The sequence below is a fragment of the Nonomuraea sp. LPB2021202275-12-8 genome, assembly GCF_037044575.1.
Classification (GTDB): Bacteria; Actinomycetota; Actinomycetes; order Streptosporangiales; family Streptosporangiaceae; genus Nonomuraea.
This window is the reverse complement of record NZ_JBAHWD010000004.1, coordinates 195,314-214,937: the sequence shown is the minus strand read 5'-3', so window position 1 is coordinate 214,937 and position 19,624 is coordinate 195,314. Positions and strand designations below refer to the sequence as shown.

Annotated in this window: 17 protein-coding genes; 6 read left to right on the top strand and 11 right to left on the bottom strand. The window is 70.7% G+C overall.

Features of this window, described 5'->3' with window-relative positions; genetic code table 11:
- The first annotated feature begins 34 nt into the window (after positions 1–34).
- Positions 35–1,468 (top strand): aldehyde dehydrogenase, encoded by a 1,434-nt coding sequence (locus V5E28_RS09545; protein ID WP_336206066.1) that lies wholly within the window; start codon positions 35–37, stop codon positions 1,466–1,468.
- Positions 1,469–1,654: 186 nt separating this feature from the next.
- On the opposite strand, the gene V5E28_RS09540 is transcribed toward V5E28_RS09545, so the two are convergent.
- From V5E28_RS09540 to V5E28_RS09520, 5 genes are read right to left on the bottom strand one after another with little or no spacing between them, the layout of a single operon-like run.
- Positions 1,655–2,416 (bottom strand): alpha/beta hydrolase, encoded by a 762-nt coding sequence (locus tag V5E28_RS09540; RefSeq protein ID WP_336206065.1) that lies wholly within the window; start codon positions 2,414–2,416, stop codon positions 1,655–1,657.
- Positions 2,417–2,475: 59 nt separating this feature from the next.
- Positions 2,476–3,600: an ATP-binding protein gene (locus V5E28_RS09535; protein WP_336206064.1), complete on the bottom strand. Its 1,125-nt coding sequence runs from the start codon at positions 3,598–3,600 to the stop codon at positions 2,476–2,478.
- Between the two features lie 40 nt (positions 3,601–3,640).
- A complete protein-coding gene (locus tag V5E28_RS09530; RefSeq protein ID WP_336206063.1) occupies positions 3,641–4,009 on the bottom strand; it encodes an AMP-binding protein in 369 nt (122 codons plus the stop codon).
- A gap of 56 nt (positions 4,010–4,065) precedes the next feature.
- Entirely contained in the window at positions 4,066–6,477 is a 2,412-nt protein-coding gene (locus V5E28_RS09525; RefSeq protein WP_336206062.1) for a LuxR C-terminal-related transcriptional regulator, read from the bottom strand.
- 52 nt (positions 6,478–6,529) lie between these two features.
- Positions 6,530–7,273, bottom strand: a complete 744-nt coding sequence (locus tag V5E28_RS09520) for an AMP-binding protein (RefSeq protein ID WP_336206061.1) — start codon at positions 7,271–7,273, stop codon at positions 6,530–6,532.
- A 219-nt stretch (positions 7,274–7,492) separates the two neighbouring features.
- On the opposite strand from V5E28_RS09520, the gene typA reads away from it, so the two are divergent.
- Positions 7,493–9,343: a translational GTPase TypA gene (gene typA / locus V5E28_RS09515; protein WP_336206060.1), complete on the top strand. Its 1,851-nt coding sequence runs from the start codon at positions 7,493–7,495 to the stop codon at positions 9,341–9,343.
- A gap of 459 nt (positions 9,344–9,802) precedes the next feature.
- Positions 9,803–12,331, top strand: a complete 2,529-nt coding sequence (locus tag V5E28_RS09510; protein ID WP_336206059.1) for a hypothetical protein — start codon at positions 9,803–9,805, stop codon at positions 12,329–12,331.
- 6 nt (positions 12,332–12,337) lie between these two features.
- Here V5E28_RS09510 and V5E28_RS09505 read toward each other — a convergent pair whose 3' ends face one another.
- The 4 genes from V5E28_RS09505 to V5E28_RS09490 form a co-directional block, all read right to left on the bottom strand.
- A complete protein-coding gene (locus V5E28_RS09505) occupies positions 12,338–12,988 on the bottom strand; it encodes a DUF2461 domain-containing protein (protein ID WP_336206058.1) in 651 nt (216 codons plus the stop codon).
- Positions 12,989–13,007: 19 nt separating this feature from the next.
- Positions 13,008–13,799: a polysaccharide deacetylase family protein gene (locus V5E28_RS09500; protein ID WP_336206057.1), complete on the bottom strand. Its 792-nt coding sequence runs from the start codon at positions 13,797–13,799 to the stop codon at positions 13,008–13,010.
- A gap of 27 nt (positions 13,800–13,826) precedes the next feature.
- Positions 13,827–14,132 carry a hypothetical protein gene (locus tag V5E28_RS09495; protein WP_336206056.1) on the bottom strand — a complete coding sequence of 102 codons (306 nt, stop codon included), beginning with the start codon at positions 14,130–14,132 and terminating at the stop codon, positions 13,827–13,829.
- Positions 14,133–14,252: 120 nt separating this feature from the next.
- Positions 14,253–14,828 (bottom strand): helix-turn-helix domain-containing protein, encoded by a 576-nt coding sequence (locus V5E28_RS09490; RefSeq protein ID WP_336206055.1) that lies wholly within the window; start codon positions 14,826–14,828, stop codon positions 14,253–14,255.
- A gap of 101 nt (positions 14,829–14,929) precedes the next feature.
- On the opposite strand from V5E28_RS09490, the gene V5E28_RS09485 reads away from it, so the two are divergent.
- Together V5E28_RS09485 and V5E28_RS09480 are read left to right on the top strand one after the other, a co-directional pair.
- Complete coding sequence (locus V5E28_RS09485; protein WP_336206054.1) at positions 14,930–15,763, top strand: DMT family transporter; 834 nt, start codon at positions 14,930–14,932, stop codon at positions 15,761–15,763.
- A gap of 27 nt (positions 15,764–15,790) precedes the next feature.
- The gene (locus tag V5E28_RS09480; protein ID WP_336206053.1) at positions 15,791–16,732 is read left to right on the top strand and encodes a sensor histidine kinase; all 942 of its coding nucleotides are present in this window, start codon (positions 15,791–15,793) and stop codon (positions 16,730–16,732) included.
- On the opposite strand, the gene V5E28_RS09475 is transcribed toward V5E28_RS09480, so the two are convergent.
- The gene (locus tag V5E28_RS09475; protein ID WP_336206052.1) at positions 16,729–17,316 is read right to left on the bottom strand and encodes a sigma-70 family RNA polymerase sigma factor; all 588 of its coding nucleotides are present in this window, start codon (positions 17,314–17,316) and stop codon (positions 16,729–16,731) included. The two genes, V5E28_RS09480 and V5E28_RS09475, sit on opposite strands and share 4 nt — an antisense overlap.
- A gap of 245 nt (positions 17,317–17,561) precedes the next feature.
- Here V5E28_RS09475 and V5E28_RS09470 point away from each other — a divergent pair, with 245 nt between their 5' ends.
- Positions 17,562–18,635 (top strand): PLP-dependent cysteine synthase family protein, encoded by a 1,074-nt coding sequence (locus tag V5E28_RS09470; protein ID WP_336206050.1) that lies wholly within the window; start codon positions 17,562–17,564, stop codon positions 18,633–18,635.
- 6 nt (positions 18,636–18,641) lie between these two features.
- Here V5E28_RS09470 and V5E28_RS09465 read toward each other — a convergent pair whose 3' ends face one another.
- Positions 18,642–19,610 (bottom strand): ABC transporter substrate-binding protein, encoded by a 969-nt coding sequence (locus V5E28_RS09465; RefSeq protein ID WP_336206049.1) that lies wholly within the window; start codon positions 19,608–19,610, stop codon positions 18,642–18,644.
- Positions 19,611–19,624: the final 14 nt, after the last annotated feature.

Here is a 19,624-nt window from a genome sequence, read left to right as displayed (position 1 = left end):
ACCAAGCATTCGGTCAATGCAGGAGGCTCACAACATGCGCCAGCACGACAAGCTGTTCATCGGGGGCGAATGGGTGGCCCCGGCGGGCACCGGAACGATCGACGTCATCTCCCCCCACACCGAGGAGGTCGTGGGCCGCGTGCCCGACGGCACGGCCGAGGACGTGGACCGGGCGGTCGCGGCGGCCCGCGAGGCGTTCGACCACGGGCCGTGGCCACGCATGACCTTCGCGGAGCGGGCGGCCGTGATGACCAGGCTGGCCGAGATCTACGCCGCCAGGCAGGGCGAGCTCGCCGAGCTCATCACCGAGGAGATGGGCTCGCCCATCACCTTCTCCAACCTGGCGCAGGCCCCGCAGCCGCTCGGCATGCTGCAGTACTACGCCGAGTACGGCAAGACCTTCCAGCAGGAGGAGCAGCGGCCGGGCCTGTTCGGTCCCGTGACGGTGCGCAGGGAACCGGTCGGCGTGGTGGCGGCCGTGGTGCCGTGGAACGTCCCGCAGTTCGTCACGATGACCAAGGTCGCGCCCGCGCTGCTGGCCGGCTGCACGATCGTGCTCAAGCCCGCGCCGGAGACGCCGCTCGACGCCTACATGCTGGCCGAGATGGCGCAGGAGGCCGGGATCCCGCCGGGCGTGCTCAACATCGTGCCGGCGGGGCGTGAGGTGAGCGAACACCTGGTCTCCCACAGGGGCGTGGACAAGGTGGCGTTCACCGGCTCGACCGCGGCCGGCCGCCGCATCGCCGCCATCTGCGGCGAGCAGCTCAAGCGCGTCAGCCTGGAGCTGGGCGGCAAGTCGGCGGCCATCATCCTGGACGACGCCGACCTGCCCTCCAGCATGGGCATGCTCGCCATCGCCTCCCTGATGAACAACGGCCAGGCGTGCGTCGCGCAGACCCGCATCCTGGCCTCGCGCAACCGCTACGACGAGGTCGTGGAGGCGGTCGCCAACATGGTCACCTCGCAGCCCGTCGGCGACCCCTCGGACCCCGCCACCGGCATCGGCCCGCTGGTCGCCAAGCGCCAGCAGGAACGCGTCGAGGGCTACATCAAGATCGGCATGGACGAGGGCGCCAAGGTCGTCGTCGGCGGCCTCGACCGGCCCTACGACCGCGGCTGGTACGTCGCCCCGACCGTCTTCGCCGGGGTCACCAACGACATGCGCATCGCCCGTGAGGAGATCTTCGGCCCGGTGCTCGCGGTGATCCCGTACGAGGACGAGGCGGACGCCGTCCGCATCGCCAACGACAGCGACTACGGCCTGGCCGGGACCGTCTGGACCGCGGACGCCGACCACGGCATGGAGGTGGCCCGCCAGGTCCGCACCGGCACCTACGGGATCAACTGCTTCATGATCGAGTCCAACACGCCCTTCGGCGGCTACAAGGCCAGCGGCGTCGGCCGCGAACTCGGCCCCGAGGGCCTCGCCGGCTATCTGGAGTACAAGTCCATCTCGCGCCTCGGCTGAGCGATCGGGCCCCGGTACGCGTACCGGGGCCCGATCTCGCGGATGGCGCCCAGCGAGCCCCCGCAACGCTGGGCGACCGCCCGACTACGAGAAGTATGTCCTACGTCAACCGCCTCGGCGGTTTTCTGCCCCAAGGACTTTCTCCCGGCGGTTTCCTTCCATCCGCCCTAGGTAGACGTGTATTACTCAGGAAAAGTTCGAGGAGATCCATTTTCCGATGCGATGGATGAGTTCGGGGGTCGCCGCGGACTCCGCGTGGCCGAAGCCGGGCTCCACCCACAGCTCCTTCGGCTCGCTCGCGCCGTCGTAGAGCTGGTGCGCGTGTTCGAGCGGGAAGAACGCGTCGGCGTCGCCGTGCACGATCAGCAGCGGAGCGGGCGAGACGAGCGCAGCCGCCTCGTGCGGCGGCATCGGGATCGGATCCCACACCCCCGCGGCGATCCTGGTCCGCTTGGCCACCCTGGCCGCCCAGCGCCCGACCGGCCGCTCGATGGCCCAGTGGACCTGCCGCATCGGCTTGGTGCCGCGGTAGTACCACCGGGCGGGCCCGCTCACCGCCACCACCGCGTCGGCGGTGCGGCACAGTCCTCCGTGGCGCACCGCCACCGAGGCCCCCATCGAGAACCCCACCACCGCGATCTTGCGGTAACCGATCACCCGGGCGTGCCGCACAGCGGCGTCCACGTCGAGGACCTCCAGATCACCCACGGTGCTCCGGCCCTGCGAACGGCCATGGCCGCGGAAGTCGAACGCCACCACCCCGCCGTAACGGCTCAGCACGTGCACGATGCGGCGCGCCGTCCGCTCCCGCCACGAACCCGTGAAGCCGTGCGCCAGCACGATCCCGACATCCCGGCCGCTGGGGCCGGTCGGAGCAGTGTGCGCGGCATCGATGCGGACCCCGTCCTCGGTCCTGAGCATGACGGGGAAGTGTGGTGCGAACGGCATGATCCGAGCTTAGGACGACCACCTGCGGCGGAAACGTCCGGCCACCCGTGACCGGCCGCCTACGACCGGCCGCCCTGCCGCGTAGGCGGCGCGGACTCGTGACGGCGCTCGCGAATGGCCCGCAGGTGCCTGTCACGCAGCCACGCCTCCTCGGCCGCCTCCCGCGACCGCTCGGCGGCGTACTCCCTGACGACGGCGTGCAGGCGGTGCCCGCCGTCGGCCTGACGCACCACCAGCGCGTCGCGGACCAGGCCGCCGAGCAGGCCGGGCAGCTCGCCCCTGCGGACGATCCCGCCGTCGGCGCAGACCCGCCCGGCGAGCTCCAGGTCGAAGGGCCCGGCGAACACCGGCAGCCTGCGCAGCAGCACCCGCTCCTTCGGCCTGAGCAGCTCGTGGCTCCACTCCACGACGGCCGGCACCGTACGGGCCGACCCCTCGGCCGGCAGGCCGTGGCGGCGGCCGATCCGGTGGAGGATCTGGGCGGGGGTGAGCGAGCGAGTGCGGGCGGCGGCCAGCTCCAGCGCCAGCGGCATCCCGTCGAGCATCCGGCACAGCCGTTCGACGTCGCCCATGCCGCCGTTGACCACCCGGCCTCCGGCGGCCAGCGCCCGATCCACGAAGAGCATCACGGCCTCGGCATCCGGCCGGCCGTGGCAGGGCAGGGCCAGCGGCGGCACCCTCCGGACCAGCTCGCCCGCGATCCCCAGCGGTCGCCTGCCGGTGACCAGGATCCGCACCCCGGGACAGCTCCCGGCCAGCTCGCGGACGAGCTCGGCACAGCCGTCCCGCAGGTGCTCGCACCCGTCGAGCACGACCAGCCCCCGGGCCGCACGCAGGTGCGCGAGCACGCCGCCGGCCGGCCCGCCGAAGCCGCGACGCGTGCCCGCCACCGACCGGTCCAGGGTTGGCGAGCGGACGCCGAGCGACCGGGCGAGCTCGCGCATGATCAGCGACGGGTCTGCGACGCGCTCCAGCTCCACCCTCCACACCTCGCCGGCGCCTCTGGCACGTTCCAGCTCGGCCACGCGCGAGGCCAGCCGCGTCTTGCCGACACCGCCGGCCCCGCTGAGGGTGATCACCCGCTCGTCGCGCAGCAGCGCGCGCAGCTCGGCCACTTCGCGCTCGCGCCCGACGAAACGGCCGGCGTGCGTGCCGCGCCGGCCGATCGCGCAAGGATCAGACACCCGGCCAGTTTCCCCTGGTCTCAGCCCCGCTGTGACCTCTTTACGGACACGCGTCGCCGCGGAGGCCGGTGGGGGCCAGCACCATCCGGACGCGGGACTCCTCCGCCGCCCGCATGGCCGCGCGCCGATCCGTGATCATGACCCGGGCGGGGCTGGCGCGGATCCGTTCGCGCAGGCCGTCCTCGTCGAGCTCCGGCGGCACCGGCCAGGCGATCCCGCCCACGGCGATCACCGCGTCGGTCGCCACCAGCAGGTCCGGGCCGACCGGCAGGCAGATGAGCACGGTGTCGCCGGGACGCACCCCCCGGCGCCGTAACTGGATGCTCGCCGCGGCCGACCTCTCGTCGAGTTGCCGCTCGGTGATGGACAGGCCGGTGCCCGGGTCCACCATGACGATGCGCTCATCCATGGCGCCCACGCTAGGGAGGGCGTCTGATGCGTACATCGGGCGGATTATGTAGATCGCTATGCAGAAGTCGCCGGATGCTCCGCGGCCCAGACGGCTATCTGCGCACGTGAGGTGTGGCCGAGCTTGTCCATGATGTTGGCGATGTGCCGCGCAACCGTCGCCGGGCTGATCACCAGCTCGCCGGCGATGGCCCGGTTGGACAGCCCGCGGGTGAGCAGGGCGGCGACCTCGTGCTCGCGGGCGGTCAGCACCGAGTGCCTGACCGGCTGGGTGGCGATCGGGCCGGTGACCGCCACCGGCCGCACGCCCTCCAGCACGTGGCGGACGGCGTCGTCGGGGCTCATCGCCCTGCCCCGCGACCAGAGCGCGGCGGTGCAGCCGTCGCCGAGCTTGGCGCGGCCGCGGGCGAGCAGCTCCTCGATGCGGGTGGTGGCGGACTGCTGGCCGATGGACTCGCGCAGCGCGGCCGCCGCCGCGGCCGCCAGCACCGCGCCGTCCAGGTCCCCCTCGGTCTCCGCCAGCACCGACAGCCCCGCCAGGCAGCGCGCCACGCCCTGGTGCTGCCCGGTGCGCCTGCTCAGGGCGAGGCTCTCGGCCAGCCGTTCCCTGGCCGCCGCGAACTCGTACAGCATCGCCGCGACCCTGCCGATCCTGGCCAGGCAGCGCGCCAGCTCCACGCCGCTGCCGAGCTCCTTCAGCCACGGGACGGCCGTCTCGTAATGGGCCCTGGCCGTCACCAGGTCGCCGCGGGCCTCGGCCACCGCGCCGAGCTGGGTCGCCGCCCTGGCCATGATCCACCGGTGACCGTGCTCGCACGCCCGCGCCAGGGCCTGCTCGCCGTGCCGCTGGGCCTCGCGCAGCCTGCCGCGGGTCAGCGCCACCGCGGACAGCCCGGCCAGCCCGGCCGCCTCGTTCCAGGTGTCGCCGGCGGCCGTGGCGCGCGCCAGGCCCCGCTCCGCGTGGTGCAGCGCCTCGTCGGCCCGGCCGGTGCGCAGCAGCACCATGGCGATCAGGCTGTGCATGACGCATCGGTGGAAGCCGTCCGGCAGCCCCGCCAGGCTCTGGACGGCGTGGTCCAGGGAGCGGCTCAGCTCGTCCCTGGCCTCCAGCCCGTAGGCGAGACACCCCCTGGCCTGGGCGATCTGCTCGTCGGTCACCTGGGTCAGGTCCAGGGAGAGCAGGCGCTCGATCCAGCCGACGATCTCCATCGAATTGCCGCTCACGGGGAGCAGGCCGGTGCTGGTGAAGCAGAGCCGCAGGCCCGATGACACGTCGCCGGACTCGGCCGCCCAGTCGAGCGCCGCCCGCTGGTCGTCGAGCAGGCTCCGGCTCCTGGTCAGCGCCTCCAACCGGCGCGGCCACGACAGCCCAGCCTCGACCAGCTCGACGGCGAAGTGCCGCTCCTGCAGCTCGCACAGGACGCTCAGGTGCCGATCGCGCACGGCCTCGCGCTCGGCCGCCTCCTGAAGCCGCTCGGCCGCGAACCGCCTGATGGTCTCCAGCAGCCAGTAGTGGCCGCGGGTCTCGTCGCAGAGCACCAGCGACTTGTCGACCAGTCCGCCCAGCAGGTCGACGATCTCCGGCTCGGAGATGGGCCGCTCGGCGCAGATCCGTTCGGTCAGGCCCAGGTCGAACGGCCCGGCGAACACCGACAGCCTGCGCAGCAGCACCTGCTCCTTCGCCGACAGCAGGCCGTGGCTCCACTCGACGGCGGCGAGCAGGGTGCGCTGCCTGGCGGGGGCGGTGCGCTCTCCGGTGGTGAGCAGCGAGAAGCGGTCGTCGATGCGGTCGGCGATCAGCCCGGGGCTGAGCAGGCTCGTGCGCGCCGCGGCGAGCTCCAGGGCCAGCGGCAGCCCGTCCAGCGCCCTGCACAGCCGCACCACGTCAGGCAGGCTGTCGGGGCCCAGTCTGGTGCCGGCCGCGGTCGCCCTTTCCAGGAACAGTTGTACGGCCTCCGCGTCGGAGCCCTCGCCCTCCGGCAGGTCGAGTGGCGGGACCCGCCAGACGAGCTCGCTCGCGATCCGCAGCGGCTCCCTGCTGGTGGCCAGGATGCCGAGCTCCCGGCAGGACGCGACGAGCGCGGCGGCGACCTCGGCGCACTCTTCGACCAGGTGCTCGCAGTTGTCGAGCACCAGCAGGCAGGGGCCGTTGCGCAGCCGGGCGGTCATGGTGTCGAGCAGCGGCCGGCCGGCTTCCTCGCGCACGCCGAGGACCCTGGCGATCTCCTCGACCACCAACTCGGGCCGGGCGATCCTGGCCAGCTCGACCAGCCACACCCCCTCGGGGTAGCGGGGCCCGATCCCGGCCGCCACCCGCAGTGCCAGCCGGGTCTTGCCGATGCCGCCGACGCCGCACAGGCTCACCACCCGCGCCCTGCCGAGCACCCTGCACAGCTCGTCGACGTCGCGCTCACGGCCGACGAACCGGTTGGGCTCGGCGGGCAGGTTGTGCCGGGGGGCATCAGGCATGTGGTCACCCTGCGTCGCGGAAGGATCACACTCTCCCACAGTGTCGCACTTTTCAGCGGGTGAGCGAGCTGACCAAGGCCCTTTCGTCCACCACGCGCAGCGTCGGGTCGCCCAGCAGCCTCTTGGCCAGCTCGTACGGGGCGACCACCATGGTGGCCCGGTGCTCGTGGGCGAGCACCCGGCAACCGACCAGCGTCGGCTCGTGCGCGATCACGACGTGCGCGCCCGACATCAGCGCCACGTCGAGCAGGCGCAGCCCCTTGAACACGTCGCTGACCGCGGCCAGCACCACGTCGTCCTTGCCGAGCACCACCCGGCTGGTCAGCTTGCGCAGGTCGGTCGCCAGCTCGTCATGGTCGAACACCCGAAAGCCGTCGAGCGTCAGCGCCGGCCCCGCCAGCGGCCCGAACTCGACCGTGGCATCCCCCAGCAGCTCGCTGAACGGAAGGGCGCCCGGCACCGGCTCGACGGCGAAGACGTGCTGCACCTCCACCTCGGACGTGTCGTAACCCCGATGGGTGATCATCATGCGCGCCTTGCCGGAGGCGGCGAGCACCGCGACCCCGCCCGCCCAGGCCACCGCGTGCACCGCGACGGGCAGCGCGGCCCCGAGCGGCAGGTTCACCAGCACGCGGTCGCCGTAGCGCAGGCCGAAGCGGCGCAGGCCCGCCGCGGCGTGCGTGACCCGCCTGGCGAAGGCGGCGTACGACAACAACTCACCGGTCCTGACATCGCTCACCGCCGGCGACTCACCCAGCATCGGCGCCGAGCCCATGACCAGCTCTGTCCACGTCATGCAGGTCAATCTAGGGACCCCAGGCGCTCCTGCCATGCGCACAAATGTGCATCACCGTATGTACGTGCGCCCGGCGGACGGTGTTGGGGAGGGCGCCTACATACGGTGCCGAGGCAGGTGTCACCTCGTCCCGCGCCTGCCATGAGACGGGATCAACTAGACTTAACAACGCCGCGACTTCGCGCGGTCGCCCCCACGAACACAGAGCGAGACCTCATCATGCCTTTGAACAGCCGCGACGACCTGCGGAACATCGCGATCATCGCGCACGTCGACCATGGCAAGACCACGCTCGTCGACGCCATGCTCTGGCAGTCCGGGGCATTCCGCGCGAACCAGGACGTTGATGACCGCGTCATGGACTCCAACGACCTAGAGCGCGAGAAGGGCATCACCATTCTCGCGAAGAACACCGCCGTCAACCACGGCGGCATGACCATCAACATCATCGACACCCCCGGCCACGCCGACTTCGGCGGCGAGGTCGAGCGCGGCCTGTCGATGGTCGACGGTGTCGTGCTGCTGGTCGACGCCTCCGAGGGCCCCCTGCCGCAGACCCGGTTCGTGCTGCGCAAGGCGCTGTCGGCCAAGATGCCGGTCATCCTGTGCATCAACAAGGTCGACCGGCCCGACGCGCGCATCAAGGAGGTCGTGGACGAGGTCTACGAGCTCTTCATGGACCTCGACGCCACCGAGGACCAGATCGACTTCCCGATCATCTACGCCTCCGCCAAGGCCGGCCGCGCCTCCCTGGCGCGCCCCGACGACGGCGGCATGCCGGACTCCGAGGACCTCGAGCCCCTGTTCGACATCATCAAGTCGACGATCCCGGCGCCCACCTACGACCCCAACGCGCCGCTGCAGGCTCACGTCACCAACCTCGACGCCTCCTCCTACCTCGGCCGCATCGCGCTGTGCCGCATCCACCAGGGTGTGCTGCGCAAGGGTCAGCAGGTCTCCTGGTGCCGCACCGACGGCTCCATCCAGAAGGTCAAGATCACCGAGCTGCTCATGACCGAGGCGCTGGAGCGCAAGCCGGCCGAGCAGGCGGGCCCCGGCGACATCATCGCCATCGCGGGCATCCCCGAAATCATGATCGGCGAGACGCTGGCCGACCCCGAGGACCCGCGTCCCCTGCCGCTCATCACCGTCGACGAGCCCGCCATCTCGATGACCATCGGCACCAACACCTCGCCGCTCGTCGGCAAGTCCAAGGGCTCCAAGGTCACCGCCCGCATGGTCAAGGACCGCCTGGAGAAGGAGCTCGTCGGCAACGTCTCGCTGCGCGTGCTCCCCACCGAGCGCCCCGACGCCTGGGAGGTGCAGGGCCGAGGTGAGCTGGCGCTGGCCATCCTGGTCGAGCAGATGCGCCGCGAAGGCTTCGAGCTGACCGTCGGCAAGCCGCAGGTCGTCACCAAGCTCGTCGACGGCAAGGTGCACGAGCCGGTGGAGCGCCTCACGGTCGACTGCCCCGAGGAGTATCTCGGCGCCGTCACCCAGCTCCTCGCCGTCCGCAAGGGGCGCATGGAGCACATGACCAACCACGGCACCGGCTGGATCCGGATGGAGTTCGTGGTTCCGGCGCGCGGGCTCATCGGCTTCCGCACCGAGTTCCTCACCGAGACCCGCGGCACCGGGCTGGTCCACCACGTCTTCGACTCGTACGAGCCGTGGTTCGGCGAGCTCCGCACCCGCAACAACGGCTCGCTCGTCGCCGACCGGACCGGGCCCGTCACCGCCTTCGCCATGCTCAACCTGCAGGAGCGCGGCACGCTGTTCGTGGCGCCGACGACCGAGGTGTACGAAGGCATGATCGTCGGCGAGAACTCGCGGTCCGACGACATGGACGTGAACATCACCAAGGAGAAGAAGCTCACCAACATGCGCTCCTCCACCAGCGAGGAGACGGAGAAGGTGATCCCGCCGCGCAACCTGTCGCTGGAGCAGGCCCTGGAGTTCATCCGCGAGGACGAGTGCGTGGAGATCACCCCGGACGCGGTGCGCATCCGCAAGGTGGTGCTCGACGCCTCCACCCGCGGCCGCGCCGCCGCCCGCGCCAAGCGCGCCTGACCGCGCGTCTCCGGTAGGACCATTTCGTCGAGGGGCCTCTCACGGGTGATTTCTTCGCCCGCGAGAGGCCCCTCGCGTCGTGCCCGCTTCCTATTGAGCGGGCTTCCCCGAGGTGCCGTACCGCCTGCGAAATTCAAAACTTCAAATTCTTTGCGACACGGCGAAGAGGCCGCCACCGCCTGCGGGCCGGTGACCTCCGGCAAGACGGCCTCTGACCGCCGCCGTTACGGCCCTCACTTGACCGGCTGGACGGCCAGGTCTGTCATCCGGGATTTGGCGTCGGGTAATGCGACTTTCCTTTTCGGAGGGCCGTCGGATGAGTGCCTCTGTTGGGAATCTGAGGGTTGACGTGCTTTTGTGCTGAATAAAATGCGAATCCTGTCAAGACCGGTACAGCTGTAATCACACCGTTACCACTTGAGATAGAACATCTGGCCTCGTCCGTGAATCATCCAAACTGTGGAGATCCTCCGGACGGTCATGGCGTTCGGGCTGGCTGTGATTTCGGCGGGGGCCGTTGTCTGGTGCACCGTGGCGGCCGAGCCCGTACCCTTGCCTGCCTCCCCGCCCTCGTCCGCGGGGACCGATCCGTGGGATCTGTCCGCGGCGCGCGCCGAGCCGGCGGTGGAGCGCGACCGGGAAGCCACCACCGAGGTGATCGTGTCCAGGGCCGGTGCGGCCGATCTCGCCGCCGTGCCTGCGGGACGGCTGGACGAGCGGCAGCGGCAGGTGAAGGTGACCATCGGGCACCAGCTGCGGATGGACCAGACCGACAGTCTCGCCGAGGCGTTACGGCAGGGCGACCGGTTTCCGCAGGGGATGCAGCGTTTCATCGACGACGGCTTCGGGGCGGTCAAGGTGAACGGCACCGCACTGGCTCCGGCCACGCGCCTGGCCCCCATGCTGACCACCTCGGCGGGCAGGACGTCGGTGCGGTTCACGGTGACGCTGCTCCGGCAGGTGAAGCCGGAGGACCTGCTCAGGCTCGACTTCAGCGCGCCCACGGCCAGGCCGTTGCTGATCGTCTACCGGAAGGTGACGCTGCTGCCCGGTGAGTGGACCGTGCTGCGGGCGGTGTCGATCCGGCCCGATCGGGAGGAGCAGGAGCGGCTGGAGTTCACCGTGGGGCTCTATCCGGTGAGCGTCACGCTGGCGCAGGACTCCTACGGGTTCCCGGACGTGCCCGAGGAGGACGACTTCTCGTGGGAGACCGCGCTCGGCGTGCTCACCGGCCTCCTGCTGGTGATCTTCGTGGTGCGCGCGCTCGGCGCCAAGTGGTGGCGGCACCGGCGCAACCGCGAGCTGGTCGCCGGGCTGGTGCTGGCCGTTCCCGCGCTGCTGATCCCGATCGTGGCCGAGGAGTGGACGGTGCTCGCGTACGTGATCCTCTTCGGCGCCGTGCCCGCGCTCGCGGTGCGGCACGCGAGCAGGACCCTGCCGACCAGCCCCGGCTGGACCCCCCAGGACGTCCTCGGCGCGACCGCGGTGGGCGTGCTGGTGGCCGTGGGCATGTTGTCGTGGTCCTACCTGTACGGCCAGCTTCCCGGCAGGACGCTGGCGCTCGGGGTGACGGTGGCGGCGGTCGCGGCGGCCGGGTCCGCCGTGGCGTTCAGCGTGGACCTGGGAGTCCGGATCGTGATCGTGCGGCTGGCGGCGCTGGCGGCGGGGTCGGCGATCGGGCTGCTTGCTCTGGCGCTGTGGACCAAGGCACTGCTGACCGGCGCGTACCCGCCCGACAGCGTCCGGCTGGTGCTGGCGTTCGGCTGGGCGCTGATCCCGGTCGCCGCCGTCGCGTTGGCCATCAAACAGTGGACGCGGGGGGCGATCCTGGTCGCCGTGGCGGTGAGTCTGCTGGTGCAGGGCTGGCCCATCGAGTGGCTCGACGCGGGGTCGTGGAGCCTGGCCGTGCCCGGTCAGCAGGCGCCGAGGATCGGCGAGCTGGAGCTCAACCCGCTCGTGCGCGGTGTGATGGGCCTGCTCCTGCTGGGGTTCCTGCTGCTGGTGCTGCGGCTCAGGCGGCTCGGCGACGGTCTGGACGCGGCGTACGGCTCCGCCGCCGAGTCGACTGTGGTCATCTGCCTGATGGTGGTCTACCTGACACCCCGGGGCAGCGCGACGCTGGCCGACATCAACGTGCCGCTGCCGATGCTGTCGATCACCTCGATCGTGGCCTGGGTGACGGCCCGCTGGCTGCTCGGCCGCCCGCACCCGTCGATGGTCGAGCCCACCGGCCCGGAGGAGCACCGCGAGCTCATCAGGTCCGCCCTGCACCGGCGGTTGCTGCTGGTGGCCGAGCAGGAGCTCTACCGCGTCGGGCGGGGCAAGATCGGCACCGGCGACCTGACCATGGCCGACTTCGACGACCGGCGCCACGAGCTGGAGTCGGCGCTGCGGCGGCACGGCGACCACCCGGAGACGGCCTTCGCCACGGCGGCGGGCTGCACCCCCTGGCACAACGGGGTGCACGCGTTCGTCGTCAGCCTGCTGCTCAGCCTGCCGTTCCTGTTCGTGTACGGGCTGCCGACCGGGGTGGACCTGAGCAGCTTCGTGTTCGAGGCCCGGTCCCTGATCGCGCTGCCCGCGTTCGGTTTCGTGTTCGGTTACTTCTACCCGCGCATCCGGGGCACCCAGCCCATGACCAAGGCCCTGCACCTGATGGCGGCGGCCCTGGTCACCGAGCTGTCCGGATACCTGTCGGCGCTGGTCGAGCCGGACCTGGGCCCGTACGTCAAGGCGCAGGTGGTGGCCATCGTGGTCGGCGAGGTGGCGCTGGTCTCCATCGGCCTGGGCCTCTACTGGGAGTGGCGCGTCATGCACCTGGCCGGCGAGCCGTGGGGCCGGGTGCGCAACATCCGAACCCTGCGCAGCCTGGCGACGCCGCTGCTGGCCGTCGTGATCGCGGTGGCCACCACGGTCGCCACCTCGGCGGCGGGCCAGACGGTCGACCGCATCCTCAGGGGCGACCAGGAGACCTCCCAGTCGCGGTGAGGCCGATCAGCGGCGCGGCAGCTCGCTGCCCCTCACGTGGGCGCAGAGCCACTCGACCAGGGGCCCGAAGTCCCGCCAGGTGTCCCGCACCCGCTCGGCGACCTCCGGCGTGTGCACCCAGGGCTCCGGCTCGTGGCGGCTGCCCGCGTAAAGGGAGCGGTGGCGGAGCAGATCGAGGCGGGGATGGTCGTCCGGAGTGCCGCGCGGCCGGGTCTTGAGCCGGTCTCCGCCCAGCTCGTAACCGGCGGCGCGCAGCGTGGCGACGATGGTCTCCAGGGGTTTGCCGGACAGGTCCTCGTCGACGGCCTCCCGGTAGCGGGCCACCTGGTCGGCCGCCTGCGTGTAGACGCCGCCCGCCATGAAGAGCCCCGCGGCGCTGATCTCGACGTAGAAGCCGATGCCGGGCATCAGGTCGATGAAAGCTCCCTGATGCGTTTTGTACGGTGACTTGTCCTTGGCGAAGCGAACGTCCCGGTACGGCCGGAAGAGCTGCGCCTGCCCGAACTCGCCCGCCAGCTCCTCGGTCAGAGCCAGCATCGGAGCCCGCACCGCGTCCTCGTAGAGGTGCTTGTGCCGGGCGAAGTAGGTCTTGGAGTTGTCCGCCTCCAGACCCTCGTAGAAGACGAACGCCTCATCGGGGAAGCCGCTGAAACCCATACCGTAAGCGTGCCACGTCTCACCGGCCGTCCTCGCCGAGCAGGTCGTCCTCGTACCTTCTGCCGGGCTCGGGTCGCCGGCCGTACAGCTCGGTCACGGTGGCGAAGGCGTAGCCCTTGCGGGTGAGCCGGTCGATCAGCTCGGGGACCGCCTTGACGGTGGTGCGGTGGATGTCGTGCATCAGCACGACCGCGCCCCGCCCGGCTCTGGCCCCGCGCCTGGCCACCACGGCCGGCACCCGGTCTCGCCAGTCGAAGGTGTCGACGTTCCAGAGGATCTGCGCCTGTCCCCTGCGCCGCGTCAGCGCGGCGACGCGGCGGTCCGTGGACCCGTACGGCGGGCGCATCACCCGCATCCGGACACCGGTTTCCTGCCTCACCAGGTCGTCGGTGCGCCGCAGCTGGCGCCTGATCGCGCGCTTCGGCAGGGTCGTGAGCTGCTTGTGGCTCCAGGAGTGGTTGCCGAGCTGGTGGCCGTCCCGCACCATCTGGCGCAGGTGCTCGGGGCCGCGCTCGGCGGCGGCCATCTCCCCCACGACGAAGAACGTGGCCTTGACGTCCCGCCTGCGCAGCATGTCGAGCAGCTTGCCCGTGTAGCGGCCGGGACCGTCGTCGAAGGTGAGCGCGACGCAGCCGGTCTGCCGGCAGTCGACGCGCGGCTCCGGCCAGTCCGGCTGCATCGCGACGAGCCGCTTGGCCAGCGTCTCAGGATCCGGGAACGGGCGCGGCGGCGCTGACTGGACGTAGCTGAAGGTGCCGGCGCCGCAGCCCGCGAGCGCCAGCAGCACAGGCGGGACCATCCACACGCGCATGTCGCCCCCACGTAGCCGCCGGCGGGGTCACGGATAGTCCTGGACCGGATCCCCCCGCAGCTCCTTGGCCAGGTCGTCCCACCATGATGGGATATCCGCCTGCAACTCTGTGTAACGACGCGCCACTCTTATGGCACATCCGGCTGGGTCGGTGCCGAGATGGCGGCGTTTGACCGCCCCCTCCTGCCACCGGTAGAAGCCGTCTCTGTAGCGCACGACCAATCCGATCCAGACCGACAGAGTGGTGCCGTCGCCGAGCTCATACGCGCTGGTCACGCCAAGACCCTGCAGCTCCGCCTGGAGCTTCTCCGTCGCCGCACGGGACTCACTCACGTGCCACCCCCTGCCGACGATTCGTCGCACACAAGAGGGTGTACCCACCATCGGGCGTCTGCCGTCCACGACATGGAGTAATCATGAAACTCCAGAAGGTGATCAGGAGGGCGTTCGCCGTTATTGGTCGGCTACCTCACGGGGTTCGGCCACGACCATCACGAACCTGAGCTCCTCGGACCCGGAGTTCGCGTAGCGGTGGGCCCGGTCGGCGGTGAAGAGCACCGCGTCGTCGACCCCGATCACATGGCTCCGGCCGTAGACGGTGAGGGTGAGCTGGCCGGCGAGCACGGTGAGCATCTCGCGGGTGCCGGCGGGGTGGGGGTCGCCGTCGTGGTGCTCGCCGGGCGCGAGCCGCCAGTCCCACAGCTCGAGGATCATCGGCGAGTCGGCGCCGACGAGCAGCCTGGCCCGCACGTCGCCCTGGTTGAACGTGACCACGTCCGCCTTGTCGACGACCCTGACCATCGGCACGTCGGACACCTCGACCAGGCGGGCCACGGTCACGCCGAGCGCCGAGGCGATCCGGGTGAGCGTGGAGACGCTCGGATTGGTCCTGCCCTGCTCGACCTGGACCAGCATGCCCCTGCTCACGCCGGACCTGGCGGCCAGGGCGTCGAGGGTCAGGCCGCGATGCGTGCGCTGGGCGCGGACGTTGGTGGCGATGGCCTGCGTGATCGTCTCCGGGTCCTCCACGGAGTGCAGTGTAGTGGAAACGATTTGCAGTCTGATGCACCCTATGTGTTGTACTAGCAGTGCACTGTATTGGACTGTATTGGACTGACGAAGGTGGATCTGTGACTGCGGTGATCCTCGCGACCGCCTGCGCGGTGGTGTACGGCACGGCCGACTTCTTCGGCGGGCTCGCGACGCGCCGCTCCCGCGTGCTCGCCGTCGTCGCGCTCTCGCAGGTCGCCGGGCTGGCGTTCATCCTCGCCCTGCTGCCGCTGCTGCCCGGCCTCTTCAGCGGCGGCGCGCTCGCCTGGGGGCTCGGCGCGGGCCTGTCCGGCGCCGCGGGCCTGGTGCTCTTCTACCGGGCGCTCGCGGGCGGCGTCATGTCGGTGGTCGCGCCCACGACGGCCGTCACCTCCGCAGCCCTCCCGGTGATGTACGGCCTGGCCAGAGGGGAGCGTCCGGAGCCGCTGGCGCTGGTCGGAGTGGTGCTGGCGCTCGGCTCGGTGCTGCTGGTCAGCCGGGACCCCACGGCCGGCAGGGGCGGCTCCATGGGCTCGACGCTCACCGCGCTGGCGGCGGGCGCCGGTTTCGGCGGCTTCTTCATCCTGCTGGAGCTCGCCCCCGACGAGGCCGGGCTCTGGCCGCTGGTGGGCGCGAGATTCTCGTCGATCGGCCTCGTGGTCCTGCTCGCCCTGGCGACCCGGCGGGCGCTCAGGCCGGGCACGGGCTCGCTGCACATCATCCTCGCCGCCGGCGTGCTGGACATGCTGGCCAACGTGCTCTACCTCCTGGCCAAGCAGCAGGGCATGCTGAGCCTGGTGGTGGTGCTGGTCTCGCTCTATCCGGCGACCACGCTGCTGCTGGCCAGACAGGTGCTAGGGGAGCGGCTGCACGCGATCCAGGTGACCGGTGTCGCATGCGCGCTGGGAGCGGTGGCCCTGATAGCCGTTGCGTAGCCAGCAGACGCTTGTTACGTTTCGGCCGTGCGCCCTGATCGGGCACCTCACGCCGGCGAGCCGTTCGAGCACGTGGCAGTGCCGTACGGCTCCGATGAGGGCTTCCTGGATCTGGCCGTCCCCAGGATCCGGCAGGCGCTGGCCGACGGCAGGCGGGTGCTCGCGGCGACCCGCCCGGAGCTGCTCGCCCTGCTGGCCGAGGCTCTCGGCGGCGACTACGAGCGCGTCGACGGCCGCGACTCGGGCTCCTGGTACACCCACCCCCAGCGCACGCTGGCCACCTGTCACGACTACGCCCACGGGCGGCGCACGCTCATCGTGGGCGAGCCCGTCTGGGCGGGCCGGAGCCAGATCGAGACCCGCGAGTGGGTCCGCTACGAGTCGGTGATCAACAGCGCGCTGGCCGGCCTCCACGCCACCGCCTTGTGCTTCTACGACCTGCGCACGGCGCCGGAAGGCGTGATGCGCCACGCGCCGATGACCCATCCCCTGCTGTTCGGGCCGAACGGGGCGACGCCCAGCCCGCACTATGTCCGTCCGGACGAGCTGGTGCTCAACGGCGACGACACTCCGCTGCCCGAACCCACGGGCCCGGTGCGGGCGGTGCGGTTCACCGCGCAGCGGCTCAGGGATCTCAGGTACACGGTCGCCGACTACGCGCACGCGGCCGGGATGGACGGCGAGCTGGTGACGGCGCTCGTGCTGAGCGTGTCGGAGATCGCCGCCAACAGCATCGAGCACGGCGCCGGGCACGGCCTGGTCAGGATCTGGAGGAGCGACAGCGGCGTGATCTGCGAGATCAGCGACTCGGGCGGCCCGTTGGAGGACCCTTTACCCGGCTATATACCACCAGAGCCCGAATCCCTGAGGGGATACGGGCTCTGGATCAGCCGTCAGCTCTGCGATCTGGTGGAGCTGCGATCGGCGGACGGGATGCTCCGCGTCCGCCTGCACATGAGGCTGCGCTAGGCCGCGGCGCGCGGGGCGGGGAGGCGGACGGCGCCTTCCTCGCGGACGTACTCCTCCAGCATGCCGCGCAGTTGGCGGCGTCCCCGGTGGAGCCTGGACATGACCGTGCCGATGGGCGTGCCCATGCGGTCGGCGATCTCCTTGTAGGCGAAGCCCTCGACGTCTGCCAGGTAGACCGCCAGGCGGAAGTCCTCCGGCAGGGAGCGCAGCGCGTTCATCACGACGCTGTCGGGCAGCCGGTCGAGTGCCTCGTTCTCGGCCGAGCGCAGCCCGGTCGAGCTGTGGGACTCCGCGGCGTGCAGCTGCCAGTCCTCGATGTCCTCGGCTGCGGACAGCTTGGGCGAGCGCTGCTTCTTGCGGTAGTCGTTGATGAAGTTGTTGGTGAGGATGCGGTGCAGCCAGGCCTTGAGGTTCGTGCCCTCACGGAACTGGTGATAGGACGTGTAGGCCTTGGCGACGGTCTCCTGGACGAGGTCCTCGGCGTCGGCCGTGTTGCGGGTCAGGCGCATGGCGGAAGCGAACAGCTGCGACGTCACGGGCACGACATCGCGCTCGAACCAGTCCTGACGCTGCTCATCGGTCATAGTGATCAAATCATTCCCCCTTGCGCTATCCCCCGTTCGGCACCAGCCGCCTGACAGCGGTTCCATGGTCGCAGGCCCGGTGTAAGGACCGCGTTAGGGACTACGCGCTGGTCAGAGAGGTGAACAGTCCACGTGCTCGCGGCGTGCGGCATCACGTCCACGGCCGGACTAGTTTCATTATCATAACACTATACCCCTAGATCTGTACAAAAAGTGGTCAGTGTCACATGGGATAGCGTTAGAGGATGAACTTCGTGGACCGGCACGACGCGGGGACGCGCCTCTGGGTGGCGGAGGCCATCCGCAAGGTCGAGGCCGACGCCAACCGTAGTTGTGATACTCACCTGCACGTCTTTCCGCTTCCCTCGCACTGGGGGGTAAACCTCTACCTGAAAGACGAGTCGGTCCACCCCACCGGTTCACTCAAACACCGGCTGGCTCGCTCCCTGTTCCTGTACGGCCTGGCCAACGGCTGGATCGGGCCCACCACCACGATCGTGGAGGCCTCCAGCGGCTCCACCGCGGTCAGCGAGGCCTACTTCGCCCGGCTGCTCGGCCTGCCGTTCATCGCCGTCATGCCCGCCTCCACCTCGCCGGAGAAGATCCACCTGATCGAGTTCCACGGCGGCAAGTGCCACCTGGTCAGCGATCCGGGCACCATCTACGAGGAGTCACGCCGGCTGGCCGCCGAGACGGGCGGCCACTTCATGGACCAGTTCACCTACGCCGAGCGGGCCACCGACTGGCGCGGCAACAACAACATCGCCGAGTCGATCTACGCCCAGATGTCCCTGGAGCCGCATCCCGAGCCGGCCTGGATCGTGGTGGGCGCCGGCACCGGGGGCACCTCCTCCACGATCGGCCGCTACATCCGCTACCGCCGCCACGCCACCCGGCTGGCGGTCGTCGACCCGGAGGGCTCGGCCTTCTACCCGGGCTGGCTGTCCGGCGACGCCTCCGTCACCGCCCCCGGCTCCCGCATCGAAGGCATCGGCCGGCCGCGGGTCGAGCCATCGTTCCAGCCGGCGGTGATCGACCGCATGATCGCGGTGCCGGACGCCCGCTCGATCGCCGCCATGCACTGGGTGCGCGAGGTCACCGGCCGCGACGTCGGCGGCTCCACCGGCACCAACGTGGCCGCCTGCGTGGACCTCATCCAGGAGATGCGCGCGGCGGGCGAGCGGGGCAGCATCGTCACCCTCATCTGCGACAGCGGCGACCGCTACCGGGGCACCTACGGCGATCCCGGCTGGCTGGCCGCCCAGGGGCTCGACGTCGAGCCTCACCTGGACGCCCTGCGCTCGTTCCTGCCGGTGTAGAGGGGGTCAGGCCGCCGGCTTGGCGGGATCGACCTCGAAGATCTTCGCCACGTCGTCCAGCATCGCGTGGGCGCCCTGGATGCCCACCGCGCTCATCCAGGTCAGGTCGCTGACCTCGTGCTGCTCGCCCTTGAGCTTGCCCCACAGCGGGTTCTTCAGGAACTTGTCCTTGGGCCCCTCGGAGCTCGGGTCCGGGTAGGTCGCGACGAAGATGTGCTCGGCGTCCAGGTCGGCGATGCGCTCCTGGCTGACGTCGACCGCGATGGCGTCCTGCTTGGTGGGCTGGCCCTCGGGCCGGGGGAACCCGACGTCCTTCATGACCAGGCCGGAGTAGGAGTTCTCCACGTACAGGCGGACCGTGTCCTCGCCGGCGAAGCGGACGACGGAGATCGGGGGCAGCTCGCCCTCCTTCTCCTTGATCGCCGTGCCGATCTTGCCGGCGCGCTCCTCGTAGGCCTTGATCCTGGTCTCGGCGAGCTCCTCCTTGCCCAGGGCCTGGCCCATGAGGCGGAGGTTGTCCTTCCAGATGGCGCCGGTCGTCTCGCTGAAGACGGTCGGGGCGATCTTGGAGAGCTTGTCGTAGAGGGCTTCGTGCCGGACCTTGGCCGAGACGATCAGGTCCGGCTTGAGCGCCATCACCTTCTCCAGGCTGGGCTGCTCCAGGGTGCCCACCGTGATCGCCTCCTTGCCGTACTCGGCCAGGACCGGTCCCAGGTAGTCGGGGAGCTTGGAGTCGATGGCACGGTAGGTCGTGTAGCCGACCACCGGCGTCTCCAGCGTGAGCACCGCGTCGACGAAGCTCTGGTCCAGCGCGACGACCCGCTTGGGCTGGACCGGGATCATGGTCTCGCCCATCGCGTGCTTGATGGTGCGGAACGGCTCGGCGGGCTTCTGCGTGGCAGCCGGCTCGGCCGAGCCACAGGCGGCGAGCCCCGCGATCAACAGGGCGCCCACCAGCGCGCGCAACGATCTCATCGAATCCCTTTCCA